The following is a 17,778-nucleotide window of genomic DNA, read 5'->3' on the forward strand; positions in this document are numbered from 1 at the left end:
ACTTATAGAAATGGGGAAAGTTTTGGCAAATTTCACCAACAGTTAACAATAACTGACATACAGTTAATTATATTGCCTTGATGGTAGGGTGAAGTAAAAGGTGGTACCTTTATTCATTTCGCTCTCAAACCAGATTTTACCCGAATGCTGGTCAATAATTTGTTTGCAGATAGATAAACCCAGGCCGAAAGATTTTTCTCCTAAAGTACCTTCGCGCTTGGCATCAGTAAACATGTTGAATACCATTGGTTGCATATTTTCCGGAATACCGATACCGTTATCATGCACGGCTATCATTAAACCTTTGGGGCATTGCTCAACGTTCACTGTAATTTCATCATTAACCTTGCTGAACTTGATGGCATTACTGATGAGATTACTCAGCACCCGCCATATTTTTTCACGGCTGAGCCATATTTTTTGCGGCTCACCACTCAGATCGATTTTTATAGTCTGGTTCTTTTCTGCAGCTTTATAATTCAGCAGCTCAATGCAATTAATCACCAGTTGATTAATGTCTACTTCCTGCCGGTTCAAGTCTTTAGCTTGATTATCGGCAACTTCAAGCAATTCGCTGATCAGGATTAGTGAGTCATTCGCAGTGTCGCGTATGGCTTTTAGCAGGGCTTGCTGTTCTTCTGAGCATTCGCCTTCGCTAACCATTGTGCTGCTTAGCGAAGCAATACCACCAATAGGATTACGCAAATCATGCGCTACAGTATGCAGTATGCGGTCTTTTTCCTGGTTGCTGGTGTTTACTTTATTAAGGGCAACCTCCAGGTCTTCATTTTGGTGATTGATTTGCTTGTTCAGGGCATCCAGTATTCTGTTATTTCGGGCCGATTTACGCCAGTATTTAAATATGAGTACTGTAATGATTAAAACCAGCAATACAAAAGCTACGGCAACAATTAAGTAAATACGCTGTTCGCGGCTATGCCTTTTTAAGTTGTTCAGTTCGTTCTCTCGCTCGTACTGCGCCAGCTGAGCATCAACATCATGTTCTTTAAACCGGCGTTCGCTGCTGGCAACACTATCTTGCAGGCGATGGTAGTTTTTATAGTTCCGGTAAGCTTGCTGATAGTTACCTGCTTTACTATAATACTCGGCCAGCATTTTGTTCAACTCTGCTTCTGCCTTTAAGTTGGGGACTTTGGCTAAATGCTTCTGTAGCGAATCAACAGTTTGAAACAATGAGTCGGGCTGATTTTTTAAGATATATAAATTCGCCAGTTTTACTTCTGTTAGTTCGGCATCGGCATTATCATATCCCGGCTGGCAATTGATAGCAATACTTTGTTTATATAATGCAGCAGCTTTATTGTAATTGCGTTGCCGCACCAGTACTTCGGCCAGGTTGCCGGCTATTACGGCTTTACCCATTTCAATGGGCATAGTTACATTTATATAGCGATGGGCATTGGTTTCAATGTAAGTTAGTGCTTTGTTATAGTAATAAACCGCACTATCATTCATCCGCAGTTTGCTGTAACTAATGCCTGCATTATCAAGCATTTCCTGCTGGCGGTAAAAAGTGTTGAAAACCGGCTCACAGCTTTGCCGCTCTTTGAAACTAATTTTAAAGTAGGCAGCAGCTTTACGGTAATCATGCTGTTGAAACATAATCATGCCCATGCGGTACGTGTACTCACTGGTGCTGCAATTATCGAGTGTAGCGGCAGCAATTTGCTTGCCCTGGTAAAAATTATAATAAGCTTCCGATAGTTTGTTTTCAGCAAGTAGCAAATCTCCGCGCATGAAGAAAGTTTTACCATACATCTGCAGGTTTTGCTTTATCTTATCCTCTGTATTCAACTCCGCACGCATTTTATTCAAATACACGGCGGCTTTCTTATTATCATGTTTGGCCTGATAATAATAGCGGTAATATAGCAGGTAAGTAGCTTCTCTTTGGGGTAGTGTGGCAGTTTTAAGCAAATGTGAAGCACTATCCAAAAGCTGTATACCTTCATCTGCTTTGCTGATTTCGTACAAGCGACCGGCGCGGTCAAGTATAGCTTGATAATCTTTGTTGGCAGGAGTGTGAGGCGAAGACGTTTGACAGGCGCTTAAAAAAAACAACAAAAAAACACTTATGCAGGCAGCTTTAATAAGGCATAGACCTGAAAACCATTTATTTAGTTGATGACAAGGTGCTAACAAGTGGGAATATTTAGCGCTTGGTTGGATACAATATTATTTCACCAATTATAATTAAAATATTATTAAATATTCTTTAAAAGTGTAATTAAGTTTTATTTAAAAGCGTCTAACCCGGTAACATCCATACCCGTAATCAGCAGGTGAATGTCATGCGTACCTTCATAGGTCACTACCGATTCTAAATTCATCATGTGGCGCATAATGGGGTACTCGCCTGTAATGCCCATACCACCCAGCATCTGCCGGGCTTCACGTGCTACATTCAACGCCGTTTCAACGCTATTGCGCTTAGCCATGGATATTTGGGCAGCAGTAGCCCTGTTTTCATTTTTGAGCTGGCCAAGCCGCCACACTAACAATTGCCCTTTGGTAATTTCGGTAATCATTTCGGCCAGTTTTTTTTGCTGTAACTGAAAAGCGCCAATAGGCTTATTAAACTGATGGCGCTCTTTTGCATAGCGCAGAGCCGTATCATAGCAATCCATAGCAGCGCCTAAAGCTCCCCAGGCAATACCATACCGGGCTTGGTTAAGGCAGCCCAATGGTCCTTTTAAACCTGATACATTGGGTAGTACATTCTCTTTTGGTACCCTTACGTTATCAAATACCAATTCGCCGGTGGCCGATGCCCTCAACGACCACTTGTTGTGTGTTTCGGGCGTTGTAAAACCTTCCATGCCGCGCTCTACAATCAATCCGCGTATTTTTCCTTGTTCATCTCGGGCCCATACCACCGCAATGTCGGCAAATGGTGCATTCGAAATCCACATTTTTGCGCCATTTAAAATATAAAAATCGCCGTCTGGTTTAATGGTGGTGGCCATGCCGCCGGGGTTAGAACCATGGTCGGGTTCGGTTAAACCGAAGCAACCGATCAACTCCCCGGCCGCCAATTTAGGCAGGTATTTGTTGCGCTGCTCTTCAGAACCATAAGCGTATATAGGGTACATTACCAGCGATCCTTGTACCGATGCTGTAGAACGGATACCTGAATCACCTCGCTCAATTTCCTGCATCATCAGCCCGTAAGACATATAATCGAGCCCCGCACCACCATAAGTTTCGGGTATTGTAGGCCCAAAAGCGCCGATTTCGGCTAAGCCTTTCAGCAAATGCTTTGGGAACTCGGCGCGCTGCGCGTAATCCTCTATCACCGGACTCACATTTTGTTTCACCCAATTCCGTACAGTTTCCCGTATCAGTTTATGCTCATCAGTAAGTAATTCATCTAACAGGTAGTAATCCGGAGATTCAAATAAATCGGTACGGGGCATAATAATTGGTTTTGCGAATAACAAATTTAATGAAAGGCCTAACACTACAATGGCTTTTAATTTTATTTTTGGCAGATGCTGAGAGTAGGGATATACGATGCGGAATTTCACAGCCGCCATGGTTTTTATGAAGAAGAGCAGATCATCGGCAACCGTTTTTTGGTTACCATAGAAGTAGCTTTCCATACCGGTAAAAACCTCGCGGCTGACGAAATTAGCCATACGGTTAACTACGAGCAATTGTATGCCATTGCCCAAGAGCAAATGCAACAACCCAAAAAGCTATTAGAAACCGTAGGACAGGGAATTACTGATCAAATCATCACCTTGTTTCCGTTTATAAATAACCTGAGCGTAAGTATTAAAAAGTTAAATCCGCCGCTGAGCGGCCCTGTTGGGTACTCGGGCATTACCATATTATGGCCTTAATCATCTGATGGAAAATTACAGAAAAATCAACTCCGAAATATTGCTTCAAATACGCAGTATTGTTAGTAACGAACAGGTATACACCCGTAAAGAAGAACTGGAAAAATACAGTCATGATGAAACGGAAGACCTGAGCTATTACCCCGAGGTGGTGGCCTTGCCTGATACGCCCGAACAGGTGGCCGCACTGCTGAAACTCTGCAATTATTACCGCATTCCGGTAACGCCGCGCGGCGCAGGTACCGGTTTAAGCGGCGGCGCTTTGCCTGTATATGGTGGTTTGCTCATTTCAATGGAACGCTTTAACCGCATACTGGAAATTGACGAGCAAAATTTACAGGCCACAGTAGAGCCGGGCGTTATTACAGAAGCTTTTATAAATGCCGCCGCAGAAAAGGGCTTGCTATACCCGGTTGACCCGGCCAGCAAAGGCAGTTGCTTTATTGGTGGTAACGTATCGCACGGTTCGGGCGGACCAAGGGTAGTGAAGTATGGTACCATACGCGAATACATTTTGAACCTGCAAGTAGCTTTAACTTCGGGCGAGGTGATATGGACCGGGGCCAACACACTCAAATATTCATCGGGCTATAACTTAACGCAGTTAATGATCGGCTCGGAGGGTACATTAGGCATTGTAACCAAAATAGTTGCCAAATTGATTCCTAAACCTGCGCAGGATGTATTGCTGCTGGCCTCATTTAATTCAAACGAAGATGCCTGTGCTGCCGTATCTGCTATTTTCAGAGCAGGAGTGGTGCCTTCGGCTTTAGAATTTATGGAGCGCAGGGGAGTAGAGTGGGTGATAGAGCATGATGACATTGTATTCGATTTAAAAGACGATGTTCAGGCTTTTTTACTCATTGAAGTAGATGGCAACGAACAGGAAATGATGTTTGCTGATTGCGAAAAAATCAATAATGTACTGGAGCAGTTCAATTGCAAAGAAGTACTGTTTGCTGATACCTCAGCACAAAAAGAAGATTTGTGGCGACTGCGCCGTACCATGGCAGTCTCGGTGAAATCAAATTCAGTGTATAAGGAGGAAGATACAGTAGTACCCCGCGCTGCTTTACCGCAATTAATTAATGGTATAAAGGAGATCGGTAGCCGCTATGGCTTTGAGTCCGTTTGCTATGGCCATGCTGGTGATGGCAACCTGCACGTTAACATCATTAAGGCCGGCATGAGCGATGAAGACTGGAACAAGAAACTTAGCGGGGGTATCAAAGAAATTTTTGAGCTAACGGTTGCGCTGGGCGGCACGTTATCCGGCGAGCATGGCATTGGCCTGGTACAAAAAGATTATATGCCACTCAAATTTACCGATATGCACTTCGCACTATGGAAGGGCATTAAGGATGTATTCGACCCGAATCATATTTTAAATCCGGGGAAGATTTTTAATTGATTGGAGTAGAAACTTGTCATTGCGAGCGATAGCGTGGCAACCGCACGGAGGCATCTGCGCCTCTGTATAGCAAGCGGTTGCTACGCTAACGCTCGCAATGACAAGTTAAGTTTATGTTAATTCGTATTCGTAATCAGCCCCGGCTGGTCATAATCAATCATGCGGCTGCGCTCTTCTTCCGGTATCGCGATAGATTTATTGTTACCATAATCGTAACTGATACAAACCGTTTTGCCGGTAGTGCAAATTTCCTCGGTTCCATCAGCCGCAACGCGTGTAAGCAAATACAGCATATCAAAGCTGCTGTTGCCAATGCGCGATACGCGGGTATAGCAATAAATGATATCAGTAACGCTTAAAGGTTTTAAATAATTCACTTCTGAACGACCCAGAATAATTCCGGTTTTCTGCCGGTCCCATTTAGCAATTTCGCTCCAGTACGCCGAACGGGCAATTTCAAAATAAGTTAAATATATAGTATTGCTCACATTGCCGTAAGCGTCAATATCCGAGAAGCGGATAGGGATAGCGACTTTATAGCGATAATTGGTTAAATCTTCAGGCATATAATGTCAAGTTGACTGATGTAAAAATTTTTAAGCGACAAAATGGCTTAAAATATCGCTTTTTTGTTGCTGGTACAACAGTTGATTATATACTGACGAAGTTAAACAAATAAAAACTTTGGAGGATATAAAAATGACTTTAGTAAAATTTAATAACGGCCACAAAAATTTATCACAACCAAAATTCACTGATGTATTTGACTCAATTTTCAACGATCAGTTCTTTGGTCCTGCCCAATTTAACAAATTACCTGCGGTAAACATTGCCGAAACTGAAAACCAGTTTCATATTGAGTTGGTGGTACCCGGTTACAAAAAAGAAGATTTTAAAATTAATCTCGACAAGAACGTATTAAGCGTTTCAACCGAGAAAAAAGAAGAAGGGAAGGAAGAAGGTAAGAAGTATTTCAAACGCGAGCATACTTACACCGCTTTCACCCGTTCATTCACCTTACCTGAAACCGCAGACCAAGCCAACATTGAAGCTGAGTATGTAGATGGTATTTTGAAACTGAACATTGCCAAAAAAGAAGAAGCAAAAGTACAAGCCAGAGAAATTGCTGTAAAGTAATTAAGGTTTTGTTTTCATAAATAGAGGTTGTTGATTTAGTTGATAAGCCGTTACGGATAACCCGTAACGGCTTTTTTGTTGTGCTGCCTTTCCAATAGCAACAAAATGCCTTGTAAGTATTTCAATAACTTGAGCTGTAAATCGGTGTTCACGCTGCAAGCGTTCATGAACGTTCACGACTGTTCACGAGCGTTCACGCTGTACAAACAATTGAAGCATGGCAAATTTATAAGTTAATTAAATACAGTAACTTATGTAAGTAACCTAAATTTAAATGAACTTTTTCCACGTACTTAAACGTCATGAAAGCGTTCACGAGCGTTCACGACACATGAACGTGAACACCTGGTAGTAAACATGGTTATACCGTTAGTTGCGCATGTTGATATACTGCAAGGGCTGGCCAAAATCTTCGCCACGGCATAAGCTGATAACCGCCTGCAGGTCATCAATCTTTTTAGCCTGCACCCGCACCTGGTCGTCCATAATGGATGCCTGTACTTTAAGGCCGCTGTCTTTAATTTTCTTTACCACCTTTTTGGCGGCTTCCTTATCCAAGCCTTCCTTAATGCTGATTTCTTTACGAATCATATTGCCTGAAGCATACTGCTCTTTACCAAAGTCAAGCGCTTTAGGATCTAACTGTTGCTTCAACATGCGGCTGATAATTGAATCCTGAATCGCTTTCAGGCGCATATCGTTCTCGGTAACAATGGTTATTACATTGCTTTTTTTGTCAAGTTCAACCGTACTCTTCGAGTCGTTGAAATCGTACCGGTTTAAGATTTCCTTCTTGGCGTTATTAATGGCGTTATCTAACGTCTGGCCATCTATCTGGCTCACAATATCAAAAGAGGGCATAGGTAAATATTTAAATGAGTTGCAAATTTAACTTTTTATTAGCTTTAATACACAAGTGTATAAATTAGCTTTACATCCAAACACAGCAATTCATATATAGTTAATATTAACTTAACACTATAATGAGCAGATTTGCAGTAAAGCCTCCGATTGGCAAAAAGCACTTGATGATACTTAAAGATATTCCCTTAATTAACCGCGAAATCAGCTGGCTCTATTTCAACGACCGTGTATTACAGGAAGCGGCCGATGCTACCGTGCCGCTCATTGACCGTATACGTTTTCTGGCTATCTTTTCGTCTAACCTAGATGAATTTTACCGTGTACGGGTGGCTACGCTAAGCCGCCTGGCTAACCTGAATGAAAAATCAAAAGCTCTATTGGGATATAACCCCAAAAAAGTACTCAACCAGATAAAAACACTGGTAGTTAAGCTGGAAAAAAAGTTTAACAACCTGTATGAGAATATCATCATCAAACAGCTGGCCGAAAACAAAATATTCCTGTTGAACGAAAAGCAGCTGAACGTTACGCGGGGCACCTTTGTTAAAAGTTACTTTCGCGAAAAATTGTTGGCTACCCTTGTGCCTATCATGCTGGATGACCACATGCCGCTGCCCGAACTGCGCGACCGCGGTATTTATTTTTTCGTGAAGCTGATTAAAGGTAAAAAATCTCGTTTGGCCATGATTGAGATACCCGATAACTTGTCGCGGTTTATCATCCTGCCCGAAACCAATAATTTAAAATTTATCATCATGTTGGATGATGTCATCCGGTATAGTTTGGAAGACATCTTTTTCATTTTCGAGCACGACAGCATTGAAGCTTATTCCATTCAGTTGACACGCGATGCCGAATTGGATTTGGACAAAGTGGTAAGCGAAAAATTTATAGATGCACTCTCCAAAAGTTTAGCCAAGCGGCGCAAGGGTAAACCCATGCGATTGCTGTATGACTCAGATATGCCGGAAGATATGCTTAATTTTTTGGTGAGCCGCATGCATTTGCCCACTGATAGCCTCATTCCAGGCAACCGGTACCAGAATTTTAAGGATTTTATTAAGTTTCCGAATGTTGGCGGGCCCGAACTGGAATACAAAAACTATCCTGCACTTCCTGTGCATGGCTTGTCTTTCAATAAAAGCTTGATTCAGCAAATTGCACAGCGCGATTATTTAGTAAGCACGCCTTACCAATCATTTGATTACGTAATCCACTTTTTGCGTGAGGCAGCTATTGACCCTAAGGTAAAGGAGATCAGCATATCCGTTTACCGCTTGGCCGAAAACTCCCGGGTGATCCATGCCCTCATTAATGCCGCCCGAAACGGCAAAAAAGTTACCTGTTTGGTTGAGCTGCGTGCCCGTTTTGATGAGCAGAACAATATCCGCTGGAGCCGCCGGCTGGAGGAGGAAGGTATCAATGTAATTTATGGCATTGATGGTTATAAAGTACACGCTAAAATATGCTTGGTTACCCGTATGGAAAAGGGTAAACCGGTTTATTATGGATGCCTGTCGACCGGAAACTTTAATGAAAACACAGCGCGCATTTATGCCGACCATACGCTATTTACAGCAAACAAGAAGTATACGGCCGGAATGCTGGCAGTTTTCAGGGCTCTGCAAAAAGGTGTATTACCTCAAGATATCAAACATCTCATCATTTCTCCAATTGATTCAAGGCCGGCCATTATCAAATTGATCGACCAGGAAATTGCTAATGCACAAAACGGCAAAGACGCTTATATCATTTTAAAAATGAACAGCCTGGCCGATGAGCAGGTAATTACCAAACTTTACCAGGCCAGCAATGCCGGTGTGCGTGTGCAACTCATTGTTCGCGGCATGTGTTGCCTGGTACCCGGAATAAAGGGTTACAGCGAAAACATCAGCGTTATCAGTATTGTAGATAAATACCTGGAGCATGCACGGGTGTTGATATTTGGCAATAACGGTAAAGAATTATTGTATTTAACTTCGGCCGATATGATGACCCGTAATATTGATAACCGGGTAGAATGTGGGTTTATGATTTATGACCAGGCATTACACCAGGAAATAAGAGATATTATCGATATTCAGTTAGAAGATAACACCAAAGCCCGGGAAATTAATAGTGTGAACAATAACAAATATCATCGTACTGATGTGGAAATTCCGGTTCGAGCGCAGATAGACATTTATAATTATTTGAAATATAAAAACGACTAACCTTGAGATACGCAGCAATAGACACCGGTTCAAATGCAGTAAGGCTGCTGATTGCCGACATCATCAACAATAATGGTTCCATCTCTTTCAAAAAAAACACACTCATTCGGGTTCCGTTGCGTTTGGGAGATGATGCTTTTTTGCATAAGCATCTTTCCCAGAAAAAGGCAGATGATTTGGTGAAGACGATGCAGGCTTTCAAAAATTTAATTGATGTATACAAAGTAGATGATTACATGGCCTGCGCCACATCTGCTATGCGTGAGGCGAATAATGGCCCTGAAGTAGTAGCACGTATAAAAGAAGAAGCCAACCTCGATCTGGAAATTGTGCACGGTAGCCGTGAAGCCAATATCATCTACTCCAGTCATTTGGAGCAAAGCATCGATAAAAGCAAAAATTACTTATATATAGATGTTGGCGGCGGCAGTACAGAATTATCCTTGTTCTCGGAGGGTGAAATGTTGGCCTCGCAGTCGTTTAATATTGGTACTATCCGCATTCTCGACAATCAGGACAAGGAAGAAACATGGGATGAAATGAATGAATTTATCAGGTCCCATGTACGTAAGTTTAAAAACGTGTATGGGATAGGCACAGGCGGCAACATCAATAAACTGTTCCGTTTATCAAAAGAAAAGGAAGACGACCCGTTGAGTTATAATAAACTAAAGAACCTTTATCAATACTTAAACTCATTTTCCCTTAAAGATCGTATCAATGTATTAGGTTTAAATCAGGATAGGGCAGATGTGATTATCCCGGCTTGCGAGATCTATTTAAGCGTAATGAAATGGGCGAACATTAAAGACATTTTTGTACCCAGTGTGGGTATGGTAGATGGTATTATCCAGACCCTGATTGACAAAAATAACCTCAGATAAAATTTTTTTAATTTTTATTTTACAAACAAAAACTATTTTCTATCTTTGTTATGCCCTCCCAAAAGGGCATGTTTTTCATAGGTAGATGTAGGGTCGAGTACGAGTTATTCGACCCTTTTTTATTGCCTTAACTTTTCTATTTTCGCCTTGTTATCATCTGCGTATGCTTAAGAAAAAAATTGTTGTAGCCGTTACAGGTGCCAGTGGTGCCATTTATGCTAAATTACTGCTTGACAAGTTGCAGCAACTGCAGGAACAAATTATACAAGTGGCCATTGTCATGTCTGACAATGCAAAACAGGTTTGGCTGCACGAATTGAACAACGAAGATTACAAATTATATCCCTTCCATTTTTACGACAAACGAGATTTTAATGCACCATTTGCTTCCGGCTCTGCCCGGTTCGATACAATGGTGATTATCCCATGCTCCATGGGCACACTTGGCCGTATTGCAGGAGGGATATCAGATGACTTAATTACCCGCGCCGCAGATGTGGTTTTGAAAGAGCGACGTAAATTGATCTTAGCAGCCCGTGATACACCGCTAAGCCTGATTCACCTGCGTAACATGACGACCGTTACCGAGGCAGGCGGCATTATTTGCCCGGCAATACCTTCTTACTATAACCAGCCTAAAACCATTGAAGAGGCAGCCATGACGGTAGTAAACCGGGTAATTGACTTGATTGGCCTGGAGCATGAGAGTTACCGCTGGAATGAAAAGTAACTTGAAAGCATAACCATACAACTAATTTTTACAATAGATTGATAACCGCTATTCGCTAATTCTCAAAATTTTAGCTATTCTTCCTATCTTTGCGCCTTGCAAATGAATAAGAAAGTCGCTTTTTACACGCTGGGCTGTAAGCTCAATTATTCGGAAACTTCTACCATTGGCCGGCAGTTTAACCAGGCTGGTTTTGATACCGTAGAGTTTACCGACACGCCGGATGTTTATGTGATTAACACCTGCTCGGTAACAGAAAATGCAGACAAGAAGTGCAAGAAGATTGTTAAAGAAGCGCTTAAGGTTTCACCCAACGCTTACATTACCATTGTAGGTTGTTATGCGCAGTTAAAGCCGAAAGAGATTGCCGAGATACCAGGCGTTGACATGGTTTTAGGCGCGGCAGAAAAGTTTCAGCTGGTTGACCACATTACCGATTTGACCAAAGAGCCTAAAGCTAAAGTATTCAATCAGCCGATATCTGAAGCACAGCATTTTAATGCTTCTTATTCATTTGGCGACCGTACCCGCACCTTTTTAAAAGTACAGGATGGTTGTGATTACTCCTGCACCTTTTGCACCATACCTTTAGCACGGGGTGCCAGCCGCAGCGCAACCATTGAGAGTGTGGTACAGCAAGCTTACGCGATAGCTGCATCAGGCGTTAAAGAAATTGTGCTTACCGGTGTAAACATCGGTGATTTTGGTATTCGTGAGGGTAGCCGCCAAGACCGGTTTTTAGATTTGGTAAAAGCATTGGATGAGGTAGAGGGGATTGACCGTATTCGTATTTCATCTATTGAACCCAATCTGTTAACTGATGAAATAATTGCCTTTGTAGCACAATCCAAAAGGTTTGTGCCGCATTTTCATATTCCGCTGCAATCAGGATCCAATAAAATTTTGGGATTGATGCGCCGCCGCTATCGCCGCGAGTTATATGCCGACCGCGTGGCAACTATTAAACGCCTGATGCCCGATTGCTGTATTGGGGTAGATGTAATTGTAGGTTTTCCGGGCGAAACGCGCGAAGATTTTATTGATACTTATAATTTCCTGAACGAGTTAAGCATTTCATATCTGCACGTGTTCACCTACTCGGAACGTGAAAATACGCCAGCTGCCATTATGGAGGGTACCGTGCCCGGATCCACCCGTGCCGACCGGAGCAAGATGCTGCACATCCTTTCTGATAAAAAACGTCGTGCTTTTTACGAAACCCAGTTGGGAAAAAGCGACGAAGTTTTGTTTGAAGGGGATGTTAAAGAAGGCATCATGCATGGCTTTACCCGCAATTATGTTAAGGTGAGAGCCAAGTACGACCCGGTACTGGTTAACGAACTAAAAAAGGTGCTCTTAACCGAAATCAGTGCCGACGGCGAGGTCGAAATTGAGGAAATACAGGAAATATTGGTTCATTAATTCTATCTTCGCCGTAAAACTATAGCTGATGTTTCCAACCATATCCAGTCTTTTAGAATATCTTTTTCACGTCCATATACCACTTCCTGTACAAACTTTCGGCTTTTTTGTTGCGCTGGCATTTATAGCGGCCTACTGGGCTTTTGTACAGGAATTTAAGCGAAAAGAACAACTGGGCTATGTTCATCCTTTTAAACAACGCATCATTGTAGGCGAACCTGCTACCGCTGCTGAATTATTTGGCAACGGCCTCTTTGGTTTTATTATTGGTTATAAATTAGTAGACGCAGCTTTAAATTATAGCCTGATGGTGGCCAACCCCCAAGAGTTTCTGCTATCAACCCGTGGTAACTGGATTGGCGGTATTATAGGTGCTGCACTACTGGCCTATTGGGTTTACGCCGAAAAAAAGAAAACGCAGCTGGCTACACCAAAAGTAGAGGAGGTAACTGTACATCCTCATGAACTCATGAGCAGTATTTTAATCTGGGCAGCGGTGTTCGGATTTATAGGTGCTAAGGTGTTTAATGCACTGGAAAACTGGGGTGACTTTATGCGCGACCCGGTTGGAATGTTGATTGGTTTTAGCGGCTTAACCTTCTATGGCGGCCTGATTTGTGGTGGTGCTGCCGTTTTATATATAGCCAATAAACATGGCGTAAAACCATTAACCATGTTAGACATTGGCGGGCCGGGCATGATGTTGTCTTACGCCATTGGCCGTATTGGCTGCCAGATGTCGGGCGATGGGGATTGGGGTATTCCTAACCTGGCGCCCAAACCAGGTTGGTTAAGCTGGGCGCCCAATTGGATGTGGTCATTTAACTTTCCACACAATGTAAACCAAATGGACCCGAACAATCATATTCCGGGTTGTATAGGTAATTTTTGTAACCAGTTACTGCTGCCTGTTTATCCTACTTCGTTTTACGAGTGTATAGTTTGCCTCTTGTTATTCTTATTCCTTTGGCAAATCAGGCATAATATTAAAACACCGGGCGTACTTTTTGGCGTGTATTTAATATTAAATGGTTTAGAGCGTTTCTTCATTGAACTCATCCGTGTGAACACACGTTATACTATAGGCAGCTTATCTTTTACCCAGGCTGAGTTAATTGCTTTATTGTTAGTCATTGCAGGTATTGGCTTAATCATGTACGCACGCAAAAACTCGGGTAAGCCCGTAACTGCTAATGGTTAAAGATAACTGGTGGTACAAATTAATGCGAAATCAGGTGGTCCGCTTCCTGTTTTCTGCAGGGCTGGGTTTCATTGTTGATATAGTAGCATTCTATCTTTTATTTAACTACGTGTTTACATCTGCCCGTTACCATGTATTGGGCCAAAACATTACCAACAATAATCTGGCTTTCACCATCTCATTCTGCATGGGTGTAGTGGTAAACTTCCTGGTTAATCGTTACATGGTATTTACCGAATCTACGCTATCACCTTCCCGGCAATTCTTTCGTTTTATATCGGTTGCTTTTGTAGGTTACTTTGCCAATTTGGGCTTACTGAATTTATATGTCGACAACTTTCATATATATCCGCCAATAGCCCGGCCAGCCGCTGCATTAAGTCTGTTTGTGGCCAGCTTTTTTGTACATAAGTTTTTTTCTTTTAACCTGTCTTTAAGAAACCAACATCATGCCGCTAAATCAAATCGTTAATCAGGTAACCCATGTAGCCCGCGAGGTAGGTGATTTCATCCGCCAGGAACGTAAAAGTTTTGACCCTGAACGTATTGAATATAAGGGATTGAATGATTTGGTTACTTATGTAGATAAAACAGCTGAACAACAGATTGTAGCATCATTGCAGAAGATATTACCCGAAGCCGGCTTTTTTACTGAAGAAAAAACAACCACCAAAGTTGGCGAGCGCTATAACTGGATCATCGACCCTTTGGATGGCACTACTAATTTCATCCACGGATTGCCGGTATTTTCGGTAAGCATTGGTTTGCAGGAATATGATGAACTAGTAGGGGGAGTGGTGTATGAAGTAAACCAGGATGAATGCTTTTATGCCTGGAAAGATGCACCGGCATTGTTAAATGGAAAAGAAATTAAAGTAAGTAATGCCCCCACCATTAGCGACAGTTTAATTGCCACCGGCTTTCCATATTACGATTTTACGAAGCAGCCTCAGTATTTGAATTTATTTCAGGATTTGATGAGAAGTTGCCATGGTTTACGTCGCTTAGGTTCAGCAGCTGTAGATTTGGTGTATACTGCCTGTGGCCGCTTCGACGCTTACTACGAATACAACCTGAATGCCTGGGATGTGGCCGCTGGTATTGTAATTGTAAGACAGGCAGGGGGCCATGCTGTTAATTTCAGCGGCGGACAAGACTGCTGGAATATTCGCCAATTACTGGCTACCAATGGTAAAGTAACGGAAGAAATGCTGAACACCATCCAAAAATATTTTATTAATAACTAAAATTCAGGGTATTGAATAACAAAAAAGGCCGGATTTAATAATCCGGCCTTTTTTGTTAATGCTATTGGATTAAGCGCTTACAACGCTTCTGATACCACTTCAGTTACTTCCGGAACCATACGTTTAAGCAGGTTTTCGATACCAGCTTTTAAAGTAATGGTTGAAGATGGACAACCGCTGCACGAGCCGCGCAACTCTACAGTTACTATACCCTCGTTAAATGATTTATAGCTGATTGCACCGCCATCCTGCTCAACCGCAGGGCGAACATAATCGTGCAAAATTTGCTGAATTTTAACTTCGGCATCTGTGCCTTCAAAAGCTACTTCCTCATCAGCCACTTCCTGAACCTTCAATTCCGATTCTACTGCGCCTTTTACAAATTCTTTTAATATGGCTTCAATATCATCCCACTCAGTACCTTCGGTTTTGGTTACAGTTACAAAGTTGCTGGCAAAGAAAACGCCATTCACAAAAGAAAACTTGTACAACTCTTTGGCAAAAGGCGAAGTTTCAGCGCTTTCTTTGGTAGGGTAATCTACACTACCATTAATCAGCAACTTGTTTACAATAAACTTCATGGTTGCCGGGTTCGGGGTAGATTCGGTATATACGTTGATGTTCATGACAATCTTATTTGTTTTATTGAGATAACAACAAATTTAATCAGCTTTTTGATTTAAAGGAGCGGGCTGCTTAGTTTTTACTGCTGAATGACTATATACCTGTATAGCTCGAGGGGCTGATTTGACGCAACTCCGCTTTAATAGCATCATCAACGTTCAAAGTGTCAATAAACGAACTGATACTCGCCGCGTTGATGCCTTGGTTTGTACGGGTTAACTCTTTCAAAGCTTCATAAGGGTTTGGATAATTTTCACGGCGCAATATGGTTTGAATGGCCTCGGCCACTACAGCCCAGTTATCTTCCAGGTCCTGCCGAATAGCATCTTCATTGAGCAGCAGCTTATTCAAACCTTTTAAAGTTGATTTTAAAGCAATTAGAGTATGTGCTACAGGTACGCCAATATTACGCAGTACCGTAGAATCGGTTAAATCACGCTGCAAGCGCGAAATAGGTAATTTAGCTGCCAAGTGTTCAAACAGCGCATTGGCAATACCCAGGTTACCTTCCGAGTTTTCGAAATCAATAGGATTCACTTTATGCGGCATAGCCGATGAACCTACTTCGCCGGCTTTGATTTTCTGTTTGAAGTAATTCATGGAAATATATGTCCATATATCCCGGTCCAAATCAATAAGAATGGTATTGATGCGTTTTAACGCATCGCAATGTGCAGCGAAGTTATCGTAATGTTCAATTTGGGTAGTAAGTTGCGAGCGGGTAAGCCCCAATACATTATTAACAAAGTGATTACCGAATACCCGCCAGTCAATTTGCGGATAGGCTACATGGTGTGCATTGAAGTTGCCCGTTGCACCGCCAAACTTGGCAGAGAAAGGTACTTGCTTTAATAAAATCAACTGGTTTTCTAACCGCTCTACAAATACCATCAGCTCTTTTCCCAAGCGGGTGGGTGAGGCCGGCTGTCCATGCGTGCGCGCCAGCATCGGGATTGCAGCCCAGGCATTAGCTTGCTCTTTCAATAAATTAATTACCTGCTGCAAGGCGGGTAAGTAAACCTCATGTATGGCAAGTTTAAAATAATAAGGGGTAGCGGTATTGTTGATATCCTGAGAAGTAAGACCAAAATGGATGAACTCTTTATACTCGTTCAAGTTCAACTGATCAAACTTTCCTTTAATAAAATACTCAACCGCTTTAACGTCATGGTTAGTAGTTTTTTCTATCTCCTTTATTTGTTGGGCATCAGCTACAGAAAAATTTGATACAATTTGCCGTAACATTTCAAACTTACTTACGTCAAAATTTTGCAGCTGCGGTAACGGGTGCTCGCACAAGGCAATAAAGTATTCAATTTCTACAAATACACGGTATTTGATGAGTGCATACTCGGAGAAATATTCAGATAATAATTGCGTTGTGCTGTGATAACGGCCATCGATAGGTGAAATGGCGGTGAGTGCAGAAAGCTGATTTTCAGTATTCATATCGGCAAAGATAGTAAAGCGATAAGCATTTGTCGGTAAAAAGTAATAAACTATGGAAACTTTGTAATCAAAAAAAGTTTCCATAGTTTTGTTCCGGAAATCGAAATGGATACACTGGAAAGAATTGTAGAAGGAAGCGGAGAACTGTTTTTGCGTTCCGGAATCAAAAGCGTCACAATGGATGATATTGCCAGGAACTTGGGCATATCAAAGAAAACCATTTACCAGCATTTTGCCGATAAAAATGAGTTGGTCAATGCGGTGGTTAAACATAAGCTGCAGTATGACGAAAAGCAGATGCAGGAAATTATGCAGAGCACAGATAATGTAATTGAGCAATTGCACAGCATGACAAAGTGTTCTGAAGAAGTGTTGACTAAAATCAACGCTTCGGCTTTCCATGATATGAAGAAATATTATCCTGAGGCTTTCATAATTTTCCAGGAATTTAAACGCAACAACATCGTCAAGACTTTAGAGGACTTGCTTAATAAAGGCATTAAACAAGGATATATCCGCCCCGAAATAGATGTGAATGTAATGGCCCATATGCGAGTAAATCAGATAGAAATGGGCTTTGATAATGATCTTTTTCCACCGGCCTTATACAATGTCTGGCAGGTGCAGCAACAGTTTCAAGACCATTTCAACTATGGTATCTGTACTTTAAAAGGATACAAATTACTTAACCAGTATAAAGAAGCAACAGTAGCACAATCATAACAACCCC

17 protein-coding genes are annotated in these 17,778 nt (G+C 42.0%); 11 read left to right on the top strand and 6 right to left on the bottom strand.

The window, feature by feature from the left end; translation table 11 throughout:
* Positions 1-63: 63 nt before the first annotated feature.
* A complete protein-coding gene (locus ACYVNW_RS05060; RefSeq protein WP_460678756.1) occupies positions 64-2,085 on the bottom strand; it encodes a sensor histidine kinase in 2,022 nt (673 codons plus the stop codon).
* 170 nt (positions 2,086-2,255) lie between these two features.
* On the bottom strand, positions 2,256-3,437 hold the full coding sequence (locus tag ACYVNW_RS05065; protein WP_460678757.1) for an acyl-CoA dehydrogenase family protein: 1,182 nt from the start codon (positions 3,435-3,437) through the stop codon (positions 2,256-2,258).
* A gap of 75 nt (positions 3,438-3,512) precedes the next feature.
* On the opposite strand from ACYVNW_RS05065, the gene folB reads away from it, so the two are divergent.
* Positions 3,513-3,866: a dihydroneopterin aldolase gene (gene folB / locus ACYVNW_RS05070; protein WP_460678758.1), complete on the top strand. Its 354-nt coding sequence runs from the start codon at positions 3,513-3,515 to the stop codon at positions 3,864-3,866.
* Positions 3,867-3,873: 7 nt separating this feature from the next.
* On the top strand, positions 3,874-5,277 hold the full coding sequence (locus tag ACYVNW_RS05075) for an FAD-binding oxidoreductase (protein WP_460678759.1): 1,404 nt from the start codon (positions 3,874-3,876) through the stop codon (positions 5,275-5,277).
* Between the two features lie 116 nt (positions 5,278-5,393).
* Here the strand turns inward: ACYVNW_RS05075 and ACYVNW_RS05080 are convergent, their stop codons facing one another.
* Entirely contained in the window at positions 5,394-5,843 is a 450-nt protein-coding gene (locus tag ACYVNW_RS05080; RefSeq protein ID WP_460678760.1) for an acyl-CoA thioesterase, read from the bottom strand.
* A 133-nt stretch (positions 5,844-5,976) separates the two neighbouring features.
* Here ACYVNW_RS05080 and ACYVNW_RS05085 point away from each other — a divergent pair, with 133 nt between their 5' ends.
* Positions 5,977-6,414 carry an Hsp20/alpha crystallin family protein gene (locus ACYVNW_RS05085; RefSeq protein WP_460678761.1) on the top strand — a complete coding sequence of 146 codons (438 nt, stop codon included), beginning with the start codon at positions 5,977-5,979 and terminating at the stop codon, positions 6,412-6,414.
* A 369-nt stretch (positions 6,415-6,783) separates the two neighbouring features.
* Here the strand turns inward: ACYVNW_RS05085 and ACYVNW_RS05090 are convergent, their stop codons facing one another.
* Positions 6,784-7,275: a YajQ family cyclic di-GMP-binding protein gene (locus tag ACYVNW_RS05090; RefSeq protein ID WP_460678762.1), complete on the bottom strand. Its 492-nt coding sequence runs from the start codon at positions 7,273-7,275 to the stop codon at positions 6,784-6,786.
* 167 nt (positions 7,276-7,442) lie between these two features.
* Between ACYVNW_RS05090 and ppk1 the strand changes: the two genes are divergently transcribed.
* The 7 genes from ppk1 to ACYVNW_RS05125 all read left to right on the top strand — a co-directional run bounded on the left by ppk1 (position 7,443) and on the right by ACYVNW_RS05125 (position 14,975).
* On the top strand, positions 7,443-9,491 hold the full coding sequence (ppk1, locus tag ACYVNW_RS05095; RefSeq protein WP_460680999.1) for a polyphosphate kinase 1: 2,049 nt from the start codon (positions 7,443-7,445) through the stop codon (positions 9,489-9,491).
* A 2-nt stretch (positions 9,492-9,493) separates the two neighbouring features.
* A complete protein-coding gene (locus ACYVNW_RS05100; protein ID WP_460678763.1) occupies positions 9,494-10,375 on the top strand; it encodes a Ppx/GppA phosphatase family protein in 882 nt (293 codons plus the stop codon).
* A gap of 163 nt (positions 10,376-10,538) precedes the next feature.
* Positions 10,539-11,105 (top strand): UbiX family flavin prenyltransferase, encoded by a 567-nt coding sequence (locus tag ACYVNW_RS05105; RefSeq protein WP_460678764.1) that lies wholly within the window; start codon positions 10,539-10,541, stop codon positions 11,103-11,105.
* 102 nt (positions 11,106-11,207) lie between these two features.
* Entirely contained in the window at positions 11,208-12,527 is a 1,320-nt protein-coding gene (gene mtaB, locus ACYVNW_RS05110; RefSeq protein WP_460678765.1) for a tRNA (N(6)-L-threonylcarbamoyladenosine(37)-C(2))-methylthiotransferase MtaB, read from the top strand.
* 28 nt (positions 12,528-12,555) lie between these two features.
* Complete coding sequence (locus ACYVNW_RS05115) at positions 12,556-13,728, top strand: prolipoprotein diacylglyceryl transferase (protein WP_460678766.1); 1,173 nt, start codon at positions 12,556-12,558, stop codon at positions 13,726-13,728.
* Positions 13,721-14,200: a GtrA family protein gene (locus tag ACYVNW_RS05120; protein WP_460678767.1), complete on the top strand. Its 480-nt coding sequence runs from the start codon at positions 13,721-13,723 to the stop codon at positions 14,198-14,200. The genes ACYVNW_RS05115 and ACYVNW_RS05120 overlap by 8 nt, the downstream gene beginning before the upstream one ends.
* Positions 14,178-14,975 carry an inositol monophosphatase family protein gene (locus tag ACYVNW_RS05125; RefSeq protein WP_460678768.1) on the top strand — a complete coding sequence of 266 codons (798 nt, stop codon included), beginning with the start codon at positions 14,178-14,180 and terminating at the stop codon, positions 14,973-14,975. The genes ACYVNW_RS05120 and ACYVNW_RS05125 overlap by 23 nt, the downstream gene beginning before the upstream one ends.
* A gap of 77 nt (positions 14,976-15,052) precedes the next feature.
* Here ACYVNW_RS05125 and ACYVNW_RS05130 read toward each other — a convergent pair whose 3' ends face one another.
* Together ACYVNW_RS05130 and purB are read right to left on the bottom strand one after the other, a co-directional pair.
* On the bottom strand, positions 15,053-15,601 hold the full coding sequence (locus tag ACYVNW_RS05130) for a NifU family protein (protein ID WP_460678769.1): 549 nt from the start codon (positions 15,599-15,601) through the stop codon (positions 15,053-15,055).
* Positions 15,602-15,692: 91 nt separating this feature from the next.
* On the bottom strand, positions 15,693-17,048 hold the full coding sequence (gene purB, locus ACYVNW_RS05135) for an adenylosuccinate lyase (protein ID WP_460678770.1): 1,356 nt from the start codon (positions 17,046-17,048) through the stop codon (positions 15,693-15,695).
* Positions 17,049-17,153: 105 nt separating this feature from the next.
* On the opposite strand from purB, the gene ACYVNW_RS05140 reads away from it, so the two are divergent.
* The gene (locus tag ACYVNW_RS05140) at positions 17,154-17,771 is read left to right on the top strand and encodes a TetR/AcrR family transcriptional regulator (protein ID WP_460678771.1); all 618 of its coding nucleotides are present in this window, start codon (positions 17,154-17,156) and stop codon (positions 17,769-17,771) included.
* Positions 17,772-17,778 lie beyond the last annotated feature (7 nt).

It is taken from the genome of Mucilaginibacter koreensis, from assembly GCF_054783355.1.

Coding starts and splice junctions, on each gene's coding strand:
- ACYVNW_RS05065 (WP_460678757.1), bottom strand. CDS start 3,437: ATGCCCCGTACCGATTTATTTGAATCTCCGGATTACTACCTGTTAGAT.
- folB (WP_460678758.1), top strand. CDS start 3,513: ATGCTGAGAGTAGGGATATACGATGCGGAATTTCACAGCCGCCATGGT.
- ACYVNW_RS05075 (WP_460678759.1), top strand. CDS start 3,874: ATGGAAAATTACAGAAAAATCAACTCCGAAATATTGCTTCAAATACGC.
- ACYVNW_RS05080 (WP_460678760.1), bottom strand. CDS start 5,843: ATGCCTGAAGATTTAACCAATTATCGCTATAAAGTCGCTATCCCTATC.
- ACYVNW_RS05085 (WP_460678761.1), top strand. CDS start 5,977: ATGACTTTAGTAAAATTTAATAACGGCCACAAAAATTTATCACAACCA.
- ACYVNW_RS05090 (WP_460678762.1), bottom strand. CDS start 7,275: ATGCCCTCTTTTGATATTGTGAGCCAGATAGATGGCCAGACGTTAGAT.
- ppk1 (WP_460680999.1), top strand. CDS start 7,443: ATGATACTTAAAGATATTCCCTTAATTAACCGCGAAATCAGCTGGCTC.
- ACYVNW_RS05105 (WP_460678764.1), top strand. CDS start 10,539: ATGCTTAAGAAAAAAATTGTTGTAGCCGTTACAGGTGCCAGTGGTGCC.
- mtaB (WP_460678765.1), top strand. CDS start 11,208: ATGAATAAGAAAGTCGCTTTTTACACGCTGGGCTGTAAGCTCAATTAT.
- ACYVNW_RS05115 (WP_460678766.1), top strand. CDS start 12,556: ATGTTTCCAACCATATCCAGTCTTTTAGAATATCTTTTTCACGTCCAT.
- ACYVNW_RS05120 (WP_460678767.1), top strand. CDS start 13,721: ATGGTTAAAGATAACTGGTGGTACAAATTAATGCGAAATCAGGTGGTC.
- ACYVNW_RS05125 (WP_460678768.1), top strand. CDS start 14,178: ATGCCGCTAAATCAAATCGTTAATCAGGTAACCCATGTAGCCCGCGAG.
- ACYVNW_RS05130 (WP_460678769.1), bottom strand. CDS start 15,601: ATGAACATCAACGTATATACCGAATCTACCCCGAACCCGGCAACCATG.
- purB (WP_460678770.1), bottom strand. CDS start 17,048: ATGAATACTGAAAATCAGCTTTCTGCACTCACCGCCATTTCACCTATC.
- ACYVNW_RS05140 (WP_460678771.1), top strand. CDS start 17,154: ATGGATACACTGGAAAGAATTGTAGAAGGAAGCGGAGAACTGTTTTTG.